Genomic DNA, 14,258 nt, shown 5'->3' with positions numbered 1-14,258 from the left:
CCCTCAGGCCGGCGGCGCGTCGAAGGTGCCCGCCAGCGCGCGCGGGCCGAGGAAGAACAGCCAGTCGGCCGCCAGCGTGACGGTGCCGTCCTCCAGCTCGAGCTGCAGCGCTTCCTTCAGCAGGAAGCTGTCGCCGGGCTTGGGCGTGACCTCCGCGATGCGCACGCGCGCCCGGAAGCGCGCGCCCACCGGCATCGGCCGCACGAAGCGCAGGCGGTCGAAGCCGTAGTTCAGTGCATGGTTGGTGTCGAAGGGCAGCAGGCTGCGCATCGCCTCGCCGCTGAGCTTGATCAGGTGCGAGACCTGGAAGAAGCCCTGCACGATGGCGCCGCCGTAGCCGGCTTCGCGCGCCGCGCGCTGCGGGTCGAGATGGATCCATTCGCCCTCGCCGTCGCCCGAGAGCTCGGCATAGCGCGCCACCATGTCCTGCGTGATGCGGTGCCATTCCGAATGGGCCTCGCGGCCGATCCGGCCGCGCAGATTCTCCAGCGTGGCCTCGGCGTCGGGCGTGGGCTGCATTCGGTCTCGTTTCCGTTGCCGGCCGTGGATCAGCGCAGGCCGTAGCCGGCCACCACGCCGGCGAAGACCGCGAAGCCCAGCCAGTGGTTGAGCCGGAAGGCCTGGAAGCAGCCTTCGCGCGTGCGCTCGCGGATCAACCGCCAGTGCCAGGCCGCCTGCCCCGCCGCGATCGCGATCGCGAGGTAGAACACGGCGCCGAGCCCGCGGCTCGCGCCGGCCCAGGTCCACACGGCGAGAAAGACCGCATAGCTCGCCATCACCGCCGCCACGTCGAAGCGGCCGAAGGTGATGGCCGAGGTCTTCATGCCGATCTTGAGGTCGTCGTCGCGGTCGACCATCGCGTACTCGGTGTCGTAGGCCAGCACCCAGAACAGGTTGCCCGCCAGCAGCCACCATGCGAAGGCCGGCACGGTCGCCTGCACGGCCGCGAAGGCCATCGGAATGCCGAAGCTGAACGCGATGCCGAGCACCGCCTGCGGGATCGACACGAAGCGCTTCGCATAGGGATAGACCAGCGTGACCGCGAGCGCGGCGAACGACCAGTACACCGTGACCCGATTGGTCGTGAGCACCAGCCCGAAGGCCACCAGCGCGAGCACGGCGCCGAACAGCAGCGCCTCGCGCACCGAGATCTCGCCGCTGGTCACGGGCCGCTGCGCGGTGCGCTTCACGTGGCGGTCGAAGTCGCGGTCGGCCACGTCGTTGATGCAGCAGCCCGCGCTGCGCATCAGGATCGTGCCGAGCACGAACACCGCGACCAGGTGCCAGCCCGGCCAGCCGTCGGCCGCGAACCAGAGCGCGCCGAGGCTGGGCCACAGCAGCAGCAGCCAGCCCGCGGGACGGTTCCAGCGGATCAGGTCGAGGTACACGGCAAAACGCCCGCGGCGTGACGCGGGCGTGAGGCCGTGGGGGGCGGGATGGGAGGTCAATCCTCGAGCAGCGAACGCAGCATCCAGGCGGTCTGGTCATGCACCGTGCAGCGCGCGGTCAGCATGTCGGCCGTCGGATCGTCGCCGGCTTCCTCGGCCACGGGGATGAATTCGCGCGCGATGCGCGACACGGTCTCGTGGCCCTTCACGAGGATGCGCACCATCTCCATCGCCTTGGGCGGGTCCTGCGGCACGTCGGGCACGGTGGCGATCTTGCTGAACTCGGCGTACGAGCCCGGCGCGTAGTGGCCCAGCGCGCGGATGCGCTCGGCGATCACGTCGGTCGAGTTCCACAGCTCGGTGTACTGCGCCATGAACATCGCGTGCAGCGAGTTGAAGTGCGGACCCGTCACGTTCCAGTGGAAGTTGTGCGTGGTGAGGTAGAGCGTGTAGGTGTCGGCGAGCACGCGGCTCAGGCCTTCGGCGATGGCCGCGCGGTCCTGGCGCTCGATGCCGATGTTGATGATCGGCGCATTGCGGCTGCCGGACTCCTGCGCAACCACCGTGCCGCCCTTCTTGGGCACCTTGCCGGCGGAGGAAGCGGGAGAGGGCTTGGTTTTCTTGGGAGCTTTGGCCATGGCAAAAGATCTTTCTTCAAGTTGGGAGTGACACCGGAATTCTCGAAGCCGGCGCGCGGCTTCGCAACAGCGTCACTCTATCGCAGCGTTCGAGATTCCAGGCTTGCGGCGGCGTAGGCCGAGGTCGCGAATTCGCCCGCTCCCGCGCCGCATCGGCTCAGGAAAGCCGCTTCACGCCCGGCAGTTCGCAGGCATAGATCGCATTGCGCAGCGCAGCGATCGCCTCGTAGCGCGTGAAGGTGCGCCGCCATGCGAGCACCACGCGGCGCGTGGGCGGATCGCGGTCCTGCGCATCGCGCACCGGCAGGTAGCGCACCATCTGCTCCGATTCCTTGCGGCCCTTGCCCCTGGGCTTGAGCGCCTCGGCCGGCACCGACAGCCGCGGCACCAGCGTCACGCCCATGCCCGAGGCCACCATGTGCTTGATGGTCTCGAGCGACGAGCCCTCGAAGCTCTTGCGAATGCCCTCGGCATTGCTCGAGAAGCGCGCGAACTCGGGGCAGACCTCGAGCACGTGGTCGCGAAAGCAGTGCCCCGTGCCCAGCAGCAGCATGGTCTCGCTCTGCAGCTCTTCGGAGGTGATCGATTCGCGGTCGGCGAACTTGTGCTTGACCGGCAGCGCCGCCACGAAGGGCTCGTCGTACAGCGGCGCCATCGCGAGGCCGGTGTCGGGAAAGGGCTCGGCCATGATCGCGCAGTCGATCTCGCCGGCGCGCAGCATCTCGAGCAGCTTGACGGTGAAGTTCTCCTGCAGCACCAGCGGCATCTGCGGCGTGCGCGAGATGACCTGGCGCACGAGGTCGGGCAGCAGGTAGGGCCCGATGGTGTAGATCACGCCGAGGTTCAGCGGCCCGGCCAGCGGGTCCTTGCCGCGCTTGGCGATCTCCTTGATGCTGGCCGCCTGGTCGAGCACGCTCTGGGCCTGCTGCACGATCTGCTCGCCGAGCGGCGTGACCGTGACTTCGCCGGCGCTGCGCTCGAAGAGCTTGACTTCGAGTTCGTCCTCGAGCTTCTTGATGGCCACCGAGAGCGTGGGCTGGGACACGTAGCAGGCTTCGGCCGCCTTGCCGAAGTGGCGCTCCCTGGCCACGGCAACGATGTATTTGAGTTCGGTGAGGGTCATAGCTTGCGTCAATTATGCGCAAGGCACCGTGACCGCTCGCGGTCAGGGGTCGGGCGCCGCCGGAGCGGCACGCGTCAGGACTCCCCGGGCGTCCAGTCCGGGCTGTAGCCGCCGAGCGTGGGGTGGTACATCTCGTCGCCCGTGTGCTGGGTGAACTCGACGTTGAGCCGGTCCTCGCGCAGGCCCAGCAGCTCGATGCAGTGGGCGCACAGCGCCTTGGCGAGCGCCATGCGCAGCTCGGGCGGCCGGCCCTGGCGGATGTCCAGCATCATCAGCGACACCGGCACCGGCGGGCCCTCCGGGTCGGGAATGCGCCAGAGCCCGCCCTCGCCGAGCTCGCGCACCGCGACGCTGATGCGGCGGATGTCCACCGACATCATCTCGGCGTAGGTGCGGCTCATGCGCTCGGCCAGGCGCTGCTTGAGCTCGCTCGGGTAGTGGTCGTTGACGTCCAGCTGGAGGTACGGCATGCGGGGCTCCTGAAAAGAAGAGAAGAGGACTCAGCGCGCCAGACCATAGCGCGCGGCCGGCACGGCATTGGCGAACTTCGGCGCCAGCGCGCGGCGATCGGCCTCCCACTGCGTCCACCGCTCGCCCTCGTGCAGGCCCGGGATGGTCACGCGCTCGCCCGCGTCGAGGCCCGCCAGCGCGGCGTCCACCAGGTCCGCGGCCGACATGGTGCTGGCCGATTCCTTCTGCGGCGCATAGCCCGCGACGTCCCAGAACTCGGTGGCCGTGGCGCCCGGCATCACGGTCTGGATGCGCACGCCCTTGTCGCCCAGGTCGCGCTGCAGCGTGTGGCCGAAGCCGATCACATAGGACTTCGACGCGCTGTAGACGCCGTTGAGCATCTCGACCGCGACGCCGACCACCGAGGCGATGTTGACGATCGTGCCGGCCTTGCGTCGCACGAACGCGGGCGCCACGGCGTAGCTCAGGCGCGTGAGCGCCGTGACGTTGAGCGCGATCATGTGCTCCATGGAGTCGGCATCGTCCGCGAGGATGGACGCGACCGAGCCGATGCCGGCGTTGTTGACCAGCATCGTGAGGGACTCGTCGGTGCGCAGCACCTCTTCGACGCGCGAGCGCGCCGCCGCGTCGGTCAGGTCGGCGACGAGGGTCGTGATCCGGCGTCCGGTGGCGGCACGTAGCTCGTCGGCCAGCGTTCGCAGCCGCTCGCCGTTGCGGGCCACCAGGATCAGGTCGTGGCCGCGCCGGGCCAGGCGGTCGGCGTAGATGGCGCCGATGCCGGTGGAAGCGCCCGTGATGAGCGCGGTGCCTGGGGAGGTCGTGGAAGAGGTCATGAAATTCACCTTGGAAGAGAACGGGCCGACGGGCTGCCGGCGCCTGAGGGTCATCGTAAAAATGACGCCGCATTTCCTCAATGTCGTAGATGCAATGTTTTAGGACACGACCCGGCGGCACCGCGCAAAGCGCCGCAGAATGGCGCGCTTGCACGACATGCAAGTTTTCAGGTCACTCGAGGAGCGCGAAATGCACAGCGTCGGATTGCTCGTCTACCCCGGCTTCCAGTCCCTGGCCCTGGCGGTGGCCACGGCCTTCGAATACGCCAACCTGATGCACGGCTCGGCCGCCTATGACTTCGCCGTGGTGTCCGAACCCGGCGGCGCGGTGGCCTCGTCGCAGGGCTTCGCGGTGCAGACCGAGGCCTGGGGCGAGCGCACGTTCGACACCCTGATCGTGGCGGGCGACAACGAATGCCGCCTGCCGCCGCGCAGCCTGATCGAGCGCGTCCGAACCTCTGCCGCGCGCTCGCGACGCATGGCCTCGATCTGCACCGGCGCCTTCGTGCTGGCCGAGGCCGGGCTGCTCGACGGCCGCAAGGCGACCACCCACTGGCTGCATGCGCGCGCCTTCAGGGAGCGCTATCCGCGCGTGCAGATGGAGGAAGACCGGATCTTCGTCATCGACGGGCCGGTCTGGACCTCGGCCGGCATGAGCGCGGGCCTCGACCTCGCGCTCGCGGTGATCGAGAAGGACCTCGGGCGCAAGCTGGCGCTGACGATCGCGCGCAAGCTGGTCATCTACCAGCGCCGGGGCGGCGGCCAGTCGCAGTTCTCGACCCTGCTCGAGCTCGACGCCAGGTCCGACCGCGTGCAGACGGCCCTGGCCTACGCCAGGGAGAACCTCGCCGCCGACCTGTCGGTGGAGGTGCTGGCCAACGCGGCGCACCTGAGCCCGCGCCAGTTCAGCCGCGTGTTCCGCGAGGAGACCGGCCAGCCGCCGGCCAAGGCGGTCGAGCGGCTGCGCGTGGAGGCCGCGCGCCTGATGATGGAAACCAGCCGCCACCCCATCGAGGTGATCGCGCGCGAAACCGGGTTCGGCGACCGCGAGCGCATGCGGCAGGCGTTCCTGCGTGCCTTCGGGCAGCCGCCGCAGGCGATCCAGCGCATCTCGGCCAACGCCGAGCTGGTGTAGCCAGCGGGCTCAGCGCCGGTACGGGCGGATCACCTCGAGGTCCGACGCGATCACCGCGCGCACCTGGTCCGCGAAGGCGCTCACCAGCCGCGAATCCGGCGCATCGGGCGGCAGCAGCAGCGCGAGCCGCACCGGGATCGCGGGCACGAAAGCGCGCACCGCGAGTTCGAGGTTGCGCCGCTCCTCGAGCGCCGCCAGCGGATTGAGCACGCTGACGCCCAGGCCCGCGGCGACCAGCGCGCAGACCGAGGCACCGAGGTCCGACTCCAGCACCGTGCGCGTGCGGGCGCCGGCGGCCGCCAGCACGCGGTCGATGCGTTCGCGCGGCGCGCTGCCGAGCGGGAACGAGACGAAGGCCTCGCCCTCGAGGTCGGCCGCCGCGACCTGCTTGCGCTTCGCGAGCCGATGCCCGATCGGCAGCACAGCCACGCAGTCCATGGTCAGCAGGGTCTGAACCTGCATCCCCGGCACGTCGTCGCCGTAGAGGATGGCCAGCCCGAGCTCGCACAGGCCCGAGCTGACCCAGGTGTTGACGGTGGCGGCGGCGCCCGAGTGGATGGTGAGCAGGGTCTCGGGATGCTCGGCCTTGAACTGCGCGACGGCCTTGCTCAGCAGCCCGCCCGCGATCCGCGGCATGGCGGCCACCGCGAGCCGGTCGCCGCCGAAGGAGCGGATGTTCGAGGCCGCGCCCTCCAGGCCCTCGAGCCCGACGAAGGCCTTCTCCACGTCCTGGAAGAAACGCTTGCCGTCGAGCGAGGGCAGGAGACGCGTGCCGCGGCGCTCGAACAGCAGGAAGCCGACGATGGCCTCGAGCTGCGACACCAGCCGGCTGACCTGGGGCTGCGAGGTGTGGAGCCGGCGCGCGGCCTCGGTCATCGAGCCCGTCTGCATGACGATGCGGAAGGCCTCGATGTGCTTGAGCGTCATGCGACGGGTCGTCATATCAAAATTGTATGACGCACCCTCTACAAGGAATTTTGCGTATCCGGGCGGCACGCGAATACTCGCCGCCATGACTGGCACCGACGCGACCGCACCCTCCGATCCTCCCGGCGTGGACCTGCGCAGCGACACCGTCACGCGGCCCACGCCCGCGATGTACGAGCGCATGCGCAGCGCGCCGCTGGGCGACGACGGCCTCGACGGCGACCCGACCGCGCGCGAACTCGAGGCGCTGGTGGCGCGCACGCTCGACAAGGAGGCCGGCCTCTACGTGCCCACGGCCACCATGGGCAACCTGCTGGCCGTGCTCGCGCAGACCGAGCGCCAGGGCCAGGTGCTGCTCGAGGCCACGGCCCACATGTTCCTGACCGAGCGCGGCGGCGCCACGCTCGCGGGCCTGGCCTACCTCGGCATCGCGGGCACGGCCGGCGCGATGGACCTCGACGACCTCGAGCGCACGCTGCGCCGCCCCGGCGGCCTGCGCACCGAACTCGTCGGCATGGAGACCTCGCACGCGAACGCGGGCGGCGCCGTGCCGCCGCTCGCGCACATGCGCGCGGTGCTGGAGGCCGCGCGGGGCGCGGGCGCGCGCGTGCACCTCGACGGCGCGCGGCTGTTCAACGCGGCGGTCGCGCTCGAGGTGGCGCCCGCCGCCATCGCGCGCTTCGCCGACAGCGTGTCCGTCTGCCTCTCGAAGGGCCTGAGCGCACCGGCCGGCGCGGTGCTGGTCGGCACCACGGCGACGATCGAGCGCGCGCGGCGGCTGCGCAAGATGCTCGGCGGCACGCAGCGCCAGGTCGGCGTGGTCGCGGCGGCCGGGCTCGAGGCGATCGAGACCATGGCGGGCCGGCTCGCCGACGACCATCGCCAGGCGCGGCGGCTGGCCGAGGGCCTGGGCGCAGTCCGGCCCGGCGCGCTGCGCACCAACACGCCCGCCACCAACATCGTGCTCGCCGACCTGCCCGCGCACGGCCCCGACAGCGCGGCATGGACCCGCGCGCTGCGCGAGCACGGCGTGCTGGTGCGCGCCTGGGGCGGCCACCGGCTGCGCCTCGTGACGCACCGCCACATCGACACCGCCGCCGTCGACGCCGCCATCGCCGGCTTCCGCCGCACCGCCGACACCCTGCTCCGCTGAGCCGCCCCCTTCCAGGAGATCCACCATGCCCACCCTGTCCCGCCGCGACTTCGTCGCCACCTCCCTCTCGGCCGCGGCCCTGTCGCTCGGCCGCCCCGCCTTCGCCAATGACTACCCGAGCCGCCCGATCCGCTTGGTCGTGCCCTATGCGCCCGGTGGCGGCTCCGACGTGGTCGGGCGCCTGGTGGCGCAGAAGCTGACCGAGTCCAGCGGCTGGAACGTCATCGTCGACAACAAGGCCGGCGCCTCCGCCATGATCGGCACCGACGCCGTGGCCAAGAGCGCGGCCGACGGCTACACGCTGCTGATCGCCGATGCCGCGCACGCCACCAACGCGGCGGTGCAGCCGCGGCTGCCCTTCGATTCGATCAAGGACTTCGCGCCGCTCACGCTGATCGGCTCCTCGCCGCAACTGCTGGTGGCACATCCGTCGTTCCCCGCCAACTCGCTCAAGGAGCTGCTGGCGCTGCCGCGCGAGCAGGTGCGCCAGTACGGCGTCGGCACGCCGGGCCAGGGCTCGGCGCCGCACCTGCTCTACGAGCTGCTCAAGCTCAAGACCGGGATGGAGCTGGTGCACGTGCCCTACAAGGGCGGCGCGCTCGCGCTGACCGATGCCATCGGCGGCCAGGTGCCGATGGTGATCAACTCGGTGCCGGCCTGCATGCCGCACATCGAGGCGAAGCGGCTCAAGGTGCTCGCCATCGCGAGCACGGCGCGCGATCCCAAGCTGCCGCAGGTGCAGACCTTCGCCGAGAGCGCGCCCGGCATCGTCGGCAGCGTCTGGTACGGCCTCATGGTGCCCGCGAAGACGCCCGCCGACGTGCAGCAGCGCCTGAACGCAGCGCTCGCCAAGGTGCTCGACCTGCCCGAGGTCAAGGCCCGGCTGGCCGATGCCTTCATCGACCCGATGCCGCGCGGCAGCCAGGCCTTCGCGAAGCACCTGAACGACGAGATCGCGCGCTGGCAGGCGGTGGTGAAGCAGACGGGGTTCACGCTCAACAGCTAGGCGCATGCAACGTACTGTGCGGTCCGCGTCCCGCGGATACACAGGCATACGCAGCGCGCGCGGCAGCGGCGGCGGGCATCGAAGAATCGCCGCATCGATTCTTCCACCGCCTCTTTCTCTCCCGAAGGAACCGCCATGCGCCTCCCCGCCGCACCGCTCGCCATCGCCGCCGCCATCGCCGCCTCGGTGGCTTTCGTCACCCTCGCCGCGCCGCCCGGCGGCGGCGACATTCCCGCCGCGCAGGCCGCGCCCGCGCCGGCCTTCACCCACATCGACACCTGGCTCAACTCGCCGCCGCTGGACATGGCGGCGCTGCGCGGCAAGGTGGTGCTGGTCGACTTCTGGACCTACACCTGCATCAACTGCCTGAACCACCTGCCCTACGTCAAGGACTGGGACGCGAAGTACAAGGACCAGGGGCTGGTCGTGGTCGGCGTGCACACGCCCGAGTTCGCCTACGAGAAGTCGACGCAGAACGTGAAGGACGCGATCCAGCGCCTGCAGATCCGCCACGCGGTCGCGCAGGACAACAGCTATGGCACCTGGAAGGCCTTCCGCAACCAGTACTGGCCGGCCGTCTACCTGATCGACAAGCAGGGCCGCATCGTCTATTCGCACTTCGGCGAGGGCAGCTACGGCACCACCGAGAAGAAGATCCAGGCGCTGCTGGCCGAACCCGCACCGGCGTCCTGAGATGAAGAAGCTCTGGTTCGCCCTGCTGTTCCTCGCGGGCGGCTTCGCGCACGAAGTCCGCCAGCCGACGAACTGCCAATGCATCGCGACCCGCTCGGCGACGGGTCCGTCGAAGCGAAAAGGCGCCTAGTCGCGCGCCTCGACCGCCGCGGCCAGCACATAGCCCTCGCTGCGCACCGTCTTCAGGTAGCGCGGCTCGCGCGCATCGTCGCGCAGGCGCTGGCGCAGCCGGCTCACCAGCAGGTCGATCGAGCGCTCGAACAGCTCGGCCTCGCGGCCCTGGGTCAGGCTCAGCAGCTGGTCGCGGCTCAGCACCTTCTGCGGATGGTCGAGGAACACGCGCAGCAGCCGGTACTCGGCGCCGCTGAGCGCGACCATGGTGCCGCTCTCGTCGAGCAGGTGGCGCTCCACGGTGTCGACCTGCCATTCGCCGAACACCAGCTTGCGCGCGGCCTCGGCCGAGCCCATGTTGGGCGGCAGCATGCGGGTGCGACGCATCACCGAGCGGATGCGCGCGAGCAGCTCGCGCGCCGAGAAGGGCTTGGCCAGGTAGTCGTCGGCGCCCATCTCCAGGCCCAGGATGCGGTCGGCCTCCTCGCTGCGCGCGGTCAGCATCAGGATCGGCGTGGCCTTGTACTTGCCGGTGCGCAGGTCGCGGCACAGCGTCAGGCCGTCCTCGCCCGGCAGCATCAGGTCGAGGATGATCAGGTCGAAGGGCCCCGAGTCCTCGAGCGCCGCGCGCATGTGGCGCCCGGTCGGCACCGCCACCACGCGCAGGCCGTTCTTCACCAGGTAGGTGCTCAGCAGTTCGCGGATCTCCCGGTCGTCGTCGACGATGAGGATGTGGTCGGAGGGCCTGGTGTTCATGGCGCGGTCTCTGGGTTGTCGTGCAGCGCAATGTAGCCGCCGGCCGGCGCGCGAGAGCGGCTTTTGTATGCCCAAGTATCCGGCGCGGCGAAGCGCCACATGCCGTTGCACTCGCGGCTGGCCGCGCCCGGGGACGTGAAACGTACTGTGTGCGTTTTTCGCGCGGATACACAGGCATACGCAAGGCGCGCCGCGGGGGTGGTCGCGGCCCAAGAATCCGTTCCGTTCGACGAACAACCCCTTCTTCATCCATCCAAGGAACCACCATGAGCCAGATCGACAAGGTCCTCTACACCGGCAAGACCCACACCACCTCCGGCGGCCGCGACGGCAGCGCGCGCAGCAGCGACGGCCGGCTCGACATCCAGCTGTCCTCGCCCGGCTCCGCCGGCCAGGGCACCAACCCCGAGCAGCTGTTCGCGGCCGGCTGGTCGGCCTGCTTCATCGGCGCGATGGGCCTGGCGGCCGCCAAGCAGAAGATCGCGCTGCCGGCCGACCTGAGCGTGAACGCCGAGGTCGACCTCGGCAGCGGCACGGGCGGCTACTTCCTGCAGGCCCGGCTCGACGTGAGCATCCCGGGCCTGGACCGCGAGGTGGCCCAGGGCCTGGTCGATGCGGCGCACCAGACCTGCCCGTACTCGAAGGCCACGCGCGGCAACATCGACGTGACGCTGCGCCTGGTCTGAGCCGCGGCGCGCCGGCCGACGCCGGCGCCTTCGTCCACCCGTCTATAAAGGCGTCCATGTCCACCCCCGCCAGCCCCGCCGCCAGCCAGGCCGCACCCGTCCGCCGCGGGCTGCGCCGGCTGGTCCCGCGCTCGCTGTTCGCGCGCGTCACGCTGATCATCGTGGTCGGCCTCGCGATCGCGCAGGCCCTGACCTTCGGCGCGATCAACTACGAGCGCGGCCTCGCGATGCGCGAGCTGATGATGATCGGCATCGAGCGCGACATCGCGAGCTCGGTGGCACTGCTCGACCGCCTGCCGGCCGGCGAGCGCGCGGACTGGCTGGCGCGGCTGGAGCGGCGCAACTACCACTTCACGCTCGGCGGCGAGGCCGGTGGCAACGCGCCGGCCTCGGCCTCGCTGCGCCAGTTCGGCGAGGCCATCATGGAGGCCATGCGCCCGTTCGAGATCGTGAAGATCGGCGAGGTGGGCAACCCCGTCGGCGGCCTGGAGATCCAGGTGCGGCTGCACGACGGCTCGGCGCTGATCGTGCATGCGCGCCGGGTCGACATGCCGATGTCGCCCTGGCTGATGTGGGGCATGGCGATCCAGCTGCTGGTGCTGGCGCTGTGCGCCTGGGCCGCGGTGCGGCTGGTCACGCGGCCGCTGGCGCAGCTGGCGAGCGCGGCCGACGAGCTCGGGCCCGACCTCAAGGGCCGGCCGCTCGACGAGCACGGCCCGAGCGAGGTGGCCCATGCCGCGCGCGCCTTCAATGCGATGCAGCAGCGCATCTCGGGCTACATGTCGGAGCGCGTCGAGATCCTGGCCGCGATCTCGCACGACCTGCAGACGCCGATCACACGCATGCGGCTGCGCACCGAGCTGATGGACGCCACGCCCGACCGCGACAAGTTCCGCCAGGACCTCGACGCGATGAAGTCGCTGGTGCGCGAGGGCGTGACCTATGCGCGCACGCTGCACGGCGCGACCGAGCCGCCGCTGCGCGTGGATGCCGACGCGCTGGTCCAGAGCATGCTGGCCGACTACGAGGACGCCGGCCAGCCGGTGCGGCTCGAGGGCCGCGCCGGCACGCCGATCGTGACCCGGCCCAACGCGCTGCGCCGCATCCTCGCCAACCTGATCGACAACGCGCTCAAGTTCGGCACCGAGGTCAGCGTGCGCGTGCAGCCCGAGGCCGCGGGCGGCCAGCTGCGCATCGCGGTGGTCGACAACGGCCCGGGCATACCGGCCGACGAGCTCGACGCGGTGCTCAAGCCCTTCTACCGCGTCGAGAGCTCGCGCAACCGCGACACCGGCGGCACCGGCCTGGGCCTGGCGATCGCGCAGCAGCTCGCGACCGCGATGGGCGCGCAGCTGCGGCTGGCCAACCGGCCCGAGGGCGGGCTCGAGGCCAGCCTGCTGCTGGGCACGCGCCCCGCGCCGGGCGACTGAGCGCACACAACCCACCACGGCGACATCCGACGGCGGCCGCGCGACGCGAGGCCGCGCGGGATGCGCACGCCCCTTCCCATCGATTCATCCACGACCCAACCAGGAGCGCCACCATGCTCGTTCTCATCGTTGCCTACCTCGGCGGGGTGCTCACCATCCTGAGCCCCTGCATCCTGCCGGTGCTGCCCTTCGTGTTCGCGCGCGCCGACCGCCCGTTCCGCTCGCACGGCCTGCCGATGCTCGCGGGCATGGCGCTGGCCTTCGCGGCCGTCGCCACCCTCGCGGCCGTGGGCGGCGGCTGGGTGGTGGCGCTCAACGAGTGGGGGCGCTACGCGGCGATCGCGCTGCTCGCGCTGTTCGGCCTCACGCTGCTGCTGCCCGCGCTGGCCGACCGGCTGAGCCGACCGCTGGTGGCGCTCGGCTTGCGGCTGGCCGATGCGCCCACCGGTGGCTCGGTGTTCTCGCCGCTGTTGCTGGGCGTGGGCACGGGCCTGCTGTGGGCACCCTGCGCGGGGCCGATCCTGGGCCTGATCCTGACCGGCGCCGCGCTCAACGGCGCCAGCGTCGGCACCTCGCTGCTGCTCTTGGCCTACGCGGCCGGCGCCTGCACCTCGCTGGCGGGCGCGCTGCTGTTCGGCCACCGCGTGTTCGCGCGCATGAAGGCCTCGCTGCGCACCGGCGAATGGCTGCGTCGCGCGGCCGGCGCCGCGGTGCTCGCGGGCGTGGGCGCGATCGCGCTCGGGCTGGACACCGGCCTGCTGAGCCAGCTCTCGGGCGGCGGCACCAACGCGCTCGAACAGGCGCTGCTCGATCGCCTCGGGCCGCCGAGGCCTGCCATGACGCAAGCCGTGCCGCAGTCCGCGCGCGAAGACCGCGGCGGCCTGATGCGGGTCAGCGCCGAAGCACCCGCACCCGCCTTAACGCCGCGCCCCCTGCGCGACCAGGGCCCGTTCCCCGCGCTGGCCGGCGCCACCGAATGGATCAACTCGCCGCCGCTCACGCCCGAGGCGCTGCGCGGCAAGGTGGTGCTGGTCGACTTCTGGACCTACTCCTGCATCAACTGCCTGCGCACCCTGCCCTACCTGCGCGCCTGGGCCGAGAAGTACAAGGACGCAGGCCTCGTGGTGGTGGGCGTGCACACGCCCGAGTTCGCCTTCGAGAAGCGCCCGGCCAACGTGCGCCGCGCGGTGAAGGACCTCGAGATCGGCTTCCCGGTCGCGGTCGACAGCGACTACGCGATCTGGCGCGCCTTCGGCAACCAGGCCTGGCCGGCCTTCTACTTCGTCGACGCGCAGGGGCGCATCCGCCACCAGCTGTTCGGCGAGGGCCAGTATGCGAAGTCCGAGCAGGTGATCCAGCAGCTGCTGGCCGAGGCCGGGCCGTCGCGCGTGGCCACGGGGCTGGTGGCGCCGCAGGGCCTGGGCACGCAGGCCGCGCCCGGCACCGAGCCCGTGCGCTCGGGCGAGACCTACATCGGCCAGGAACGCGCCGAGGGCTTCGCCTCGCCGGGCGGGCTGGTCGCGGGCCGCACCCATGCCTACCAGGCGCCCAGCGCGCTGCGCATCAACCAGTGGGCGCTGGCGGGCGACTGGGCGGTCGATGCCGAGCGCGCGGTGCTCGCGCGCCCGGGCGGACGCATCGCCTATCGCTTCCAGGCGCGCGACCTGCACCTGGTGCTCGGCCCCGCGGCCGACGGCAAGCCGGTGCGCTTCCGCGTGCGCATCGACGGTCAGCCGCCGCTGGCCGACCACGGCTTCGACACCGATGCGCAAGGCGTGGGCACGGTCGACGCGCAGCGGCTCTACCAGCTGGTGCGCCAGCAGCAGGGCGCGCGCGAGCGGCTGTTCGAGATCGAGTTCCTCGATCCCGGCGCGCAGGCCTATGTCTTCACCTTCGGCTGAAGCCGGG

16 protein-coding genes are annotated in these 14,258 nt (G+C 71.2%); 8 read left to right on the top strand and 8 right to left on the bottom strand.

What is annotated here, in order from left to right:
- Positions 1–3: 3 nt before the first annotated feature.
- From AC07PU_RS36785 to AC07PU_RS36760, 6 genes are all read right to left on the bottom strand, one after another.
- Positions 4–519, bottom strand: a complete 516-nt coding sequence (locus tag AC07PU_RS36785; protein WP_495322975.1) for a MaoC/PaaZ C-terminal domain-containing protein — start codon at positions 517–519, stop codon at positions 4–6.
- A 29-nt stretch (positions 520–548) separates the two neighbouring features.
- A complete protein-coding gene (gene ubiA / locus AC07PU_RS36780; RefSeq protein WP_495322974.1) occupies positions 549–1,448 on the bottom strand; it encodes a 4-hydroxybenzoate octaprenyltransferase in 900 nt (299 codons plus the stop codon).
- Entirely contained in the window at positions 1,445–2,026 is a 582-nt protein-coding gene (locus AC07PU_RS36775; protein ID WP_281080955.1) for a Dps family protein, read from the bottom strand. Before AC07PU_RS36775 ends, ubiA begins: the two co-directional genes overlap by 4 nt.
- Positions 2,027–2,183: 157 nt before the next feature.
- Complete coding sequence (locus AC07PU_RS36770; protein ID WP_057593137.1) at positions 2,184–3,149, bottom strand: LysR substrate-binding domain-containing protein; 966 nt, start codon at positions 3,147–3,149, stop codon at positions 2,184–2,186.
- 74 nt (positions 3,150–3,223) lie between these two features.
- Positions 3,224–3,619: a tautomerase family protein gene (locus AC07PU_RS36765; protein WP_057593136.1), complete on the bottom strand. Its 396-nt coding sequence runs from the start codon at positions 3,617–3,619 to the stop codon at positions 3,224–3,226.
- 30 nt (positions 3,620–3,649) lie between these two features.
- Positions 3,650–4,453, bottom strand: coding sequence for an SDR family NAD(P)-dependent oxidoreductase (locus AC07PU_RS36760; RefSeq protein WP_495322972.1), 804 nt, complete (start codon positions 4,451–4,453; stop codon positions 3,650–3,652).
- Positions 4,454–4,643: 190 nt separating this feature from the next.
- On the opposite strand from AC07PU_RS36760, the gene AC07PU_RS36755 reads away from it, so the two are divergent.
- The gene (locus AC07PU_RS36755; RefSeq protein ID WP_495322971.1) at positions 4,644–5,588 is read left to right on the top strand and encodes a GlxA family transcriptional regulator; all 945 of its coding nucleotides are present in this window, start codon (positions 4,644–4,646) and stop codon (positions 5,586–5,588) included.
- Between the two features lie 9 nt (positions 5,589–5,597).
- Here the strand turns inward: AC07PU_RS36755 and AC07PU_RS36750 are convergent, their stop codons facing one another.
- Positions 5,598–6,530: a LysR substrate-binding domain-containing protein gene (locus AC07PU_RS36750; protein ID WP_261212917.1), complete on the bottom strand. Its 933-nt coding sequence runs from the start codon at positions 6,528–6,530 to the stop codon at positions 5,598–5,600.
- Between the two features lie 70 nt (positions 6,531–6,600).
- On the opposite strand from AC07PU_RS36750, the gene AC07PU_RS36745 reads away from it, so the two are divergent.
- From AC07PU_RS36745 to AC07PU_RS36730, 4 genes are all read left to right on the top strand, one after another.
- Complete coding sequence (locus AC07PU_RS36745) at positions 6,601–7,668, top strand: GntG family PLP-dependent aldolase (protein ID WP_495322970.1); 1,068 nt, start codon at positions 6,601–6,603, stop codon at positions 7,666–7,668.
- A gap of 25 nt (positions 7,669–7,693) precedes the next feature.
- A complete protein-coding gene (locus AC07PU_RS36740; protein ID WP_057597877.1) occupies positions 7,694–8,674 on the top strand; it encodes a tripartite tricarboxylate transporter substrate binding protein in 981 nt (326 codons plus the stop codon).
- 135 nt (positions 8,675–8,809) lie between these two features.
- On the top strand, positions 8,810–9,367 hold the full coding sequence (locus AC07PU_RS36735) for a thioredoxin family protein (protein WP_398498430.1): 558 nt from the start codon (positions 8,810–8,812) through the stop codon (positions 9,365–9,367).
- A 1-nt stretch (position 9,368) separates the two neighbouring features.
- Complete coding sequence (locus AC07PU_RS36730; protein WP_495322969.1) at positions 9,369–9,497, top strand: hypothetical protein; 129 nt, start codon at positions 9,369–9,371, stop codon at positions 9,495–9,497.
- Here AC07PU_RS36730 and AC07PU_RS36725 read toward each other — a convergent pair.
- Positions 9,494–10,234 carry a response regulator gene (locus AC07PU_RS36725; protein ID WP_057597879.1) on the bottom strand — a complete coding sequence of 247 codons (741 nt, stop codon included), beginning with the start codon at positions 10,232–10,234 and terminating at the stop codon, positions 9,494–9,496. The genes AC07PU_RS36730 and AC07PU_RS36725 overlap by 4 nt on opposite strands.
- A gap of 266 nt (positions 10,235–10,500) precedes the next feature.
- Here AC07PU_RS36725 and AC07PU_RS36720 point away from each other — a divergent pair, with 266 nt between their 5' ends.
- From AC07PU_RS36720 to AC07PU_RS36710, 3 genes are all read left to right on the top strand, one after another.
- Complete coding sequence (locus tag AC07PU_RS36720) at positions 10,501–10,920, top strand: organic hydroperoxide resistance protein (RefSeq protein ID WP_261212908.1); 420 nt, start codon at positions 10,501–10,503, stop codon at positions 10,918–10,920.
- A 56-nt stretch (positions 10,921–10,976) separates the two neighbouring features.
- Complete coding sequence (locus tag AC07PU_RS36715; RefSeq protein ID WP_495322968.1) at positions 10,977–12,350, top strand: ATP-binding protein; 1,374 nt, start codon at positions 10,977–10,979, stop codon at positions 12,348–12,350.
- A 113-nt stretch (positions 12,351–12,463) separates the two neighbouring features.
- The gene (locus AC07PU_RS36710) at positions 12,464–14,251 is read left to right on the top strand and encodes a cytochrome c biogenesis protein DipZ (protein ID WP_495322966.1); all 1,788 of its coding nucleotides are present in this window, start codon (positions 12,464–12,466) and stop codon (positions 14,249–14,251) included.
- The last annotated feature ends 7 nt before the right edge of the window (positions 14,252–14,258 follow it).

The organism is Variovorax sp. GW821-FHT10D07 (assembly GCF_059415325.1).
This window is presented reverse-complemented; position numbering and strand designations above follow the sequence as displayed.

Excerpts from the sequence above, each read along its gene's own strand:
- AC07PU_RS36725 (WP_057597879.1), bottom strand. The coding sequence starts at position 10,234 with ATGAACACCAGGCCCTCCGACCACATCCTCATCGTCGACGACGACCGG.
- AC07PU_RS36710 (WP_495322966.1), top strand. The coding sequence starts at position 12,464 with ATGCTCGTTCTCATCGTTGCCTACCTCGGCGGGGTGCTCACCATCCTG.
- AC07PU_RS36770 (WP_057593137.1), bottom strand. The coding sequence starts at position 3,149 with ATGACCCTCACCGAACTCAAATACATCGTTGCCGTGGCCAGGGAGCGC.
- AC07PU_RS36735 (WP_398498430.1), top strand. The coding sequence starts at position 8,810 with ATGCGCCTCCCCGCCGCACCGCTCGCCATCGCCGCCGCCATCGCCGCC.
- AC07PU_RS36745 (WP_495322970.1), top strand. The coding sequence starts at position 6,601 with ATGACTGGCACCGACGCGACCGCACCCTCCGATCCTCCCGGCGTGGAC.
- AC07PU_RS36730 (WP_495322969.1), top strand. The coding sequence starts at position 9,369 with ATGAAGAAGCTCTGGTTCGCCCTGCTGTTCCTCGCGGGCGGCTTCGCG.
- AC07PU_RS36760 (WP_495322972.1), bottom strand. The coding sequence starts at position 4,453 with ATGACCTCTTCCACGACCTCCCCAGGCACCGCGCTCATCACGGGCGCT.
- AC07PU_RS36755 (WP_495322971.1), top strand. The coding sequence starts at position 4,644 with ATGCACAGCGTCGGATTGCTCGTCTACCCCGGCTTCCAGTCCCTGGCC.
- AC07PU_RS36775 (WP_281080955.1), bottom strand. The coding sequence starts at position 2,026 with ATGGCCAAAGCTCCCAAGAAAACCAAGCCCTCTCCCGCTTCCTCCGCC.
- AC07PU_RS36720 (WP_261212908.1), top strand. The coding sequence starts at position 10,501 with ATGAGCCAGATCGACAAGGTCCTCTACACCGGCAAGACCCACACCACC.
- AC07PU_RS36715 (WP_495322968.1), top strand. The coding sequence starts at position 10,977 with ATGTCCACCCCCGCCAGCCCCGCCGCCAGCCAGGCCGCACCCGTCCGC.
- AC07PU_RS36785 (WP_495322975.1), bottom strand. The coding sequence starts at position 519 with ATGCAGCCCACGCCCGACGCCGAGGCCACGCTGGAGAATCTGCGCGGC.
- AC07PU_RS36750 (WP_261212917.1), bottom strand. The coding sequence starts at position 6,530 with ATGACGACCCGTCGCATGACGCTCAAGCACATCGAGGCCTTCCGCATC.
- AC07PU_RS36765 (WP_057593136.1), bottom strand. The coding sequence starts at position 3,619 with ATGCCGTACCTCCAGCTGGACGTCAACGACCACTACCCGAGCGAGCTC.
- AC07PU_RS36740 (WP_057597877.1), top strand. The coding sequence starts at position 7,694 with ATGCCCACCCTGTCCCGCCGCGACTTCGTCGCCACCTCCCTCTCGGCC.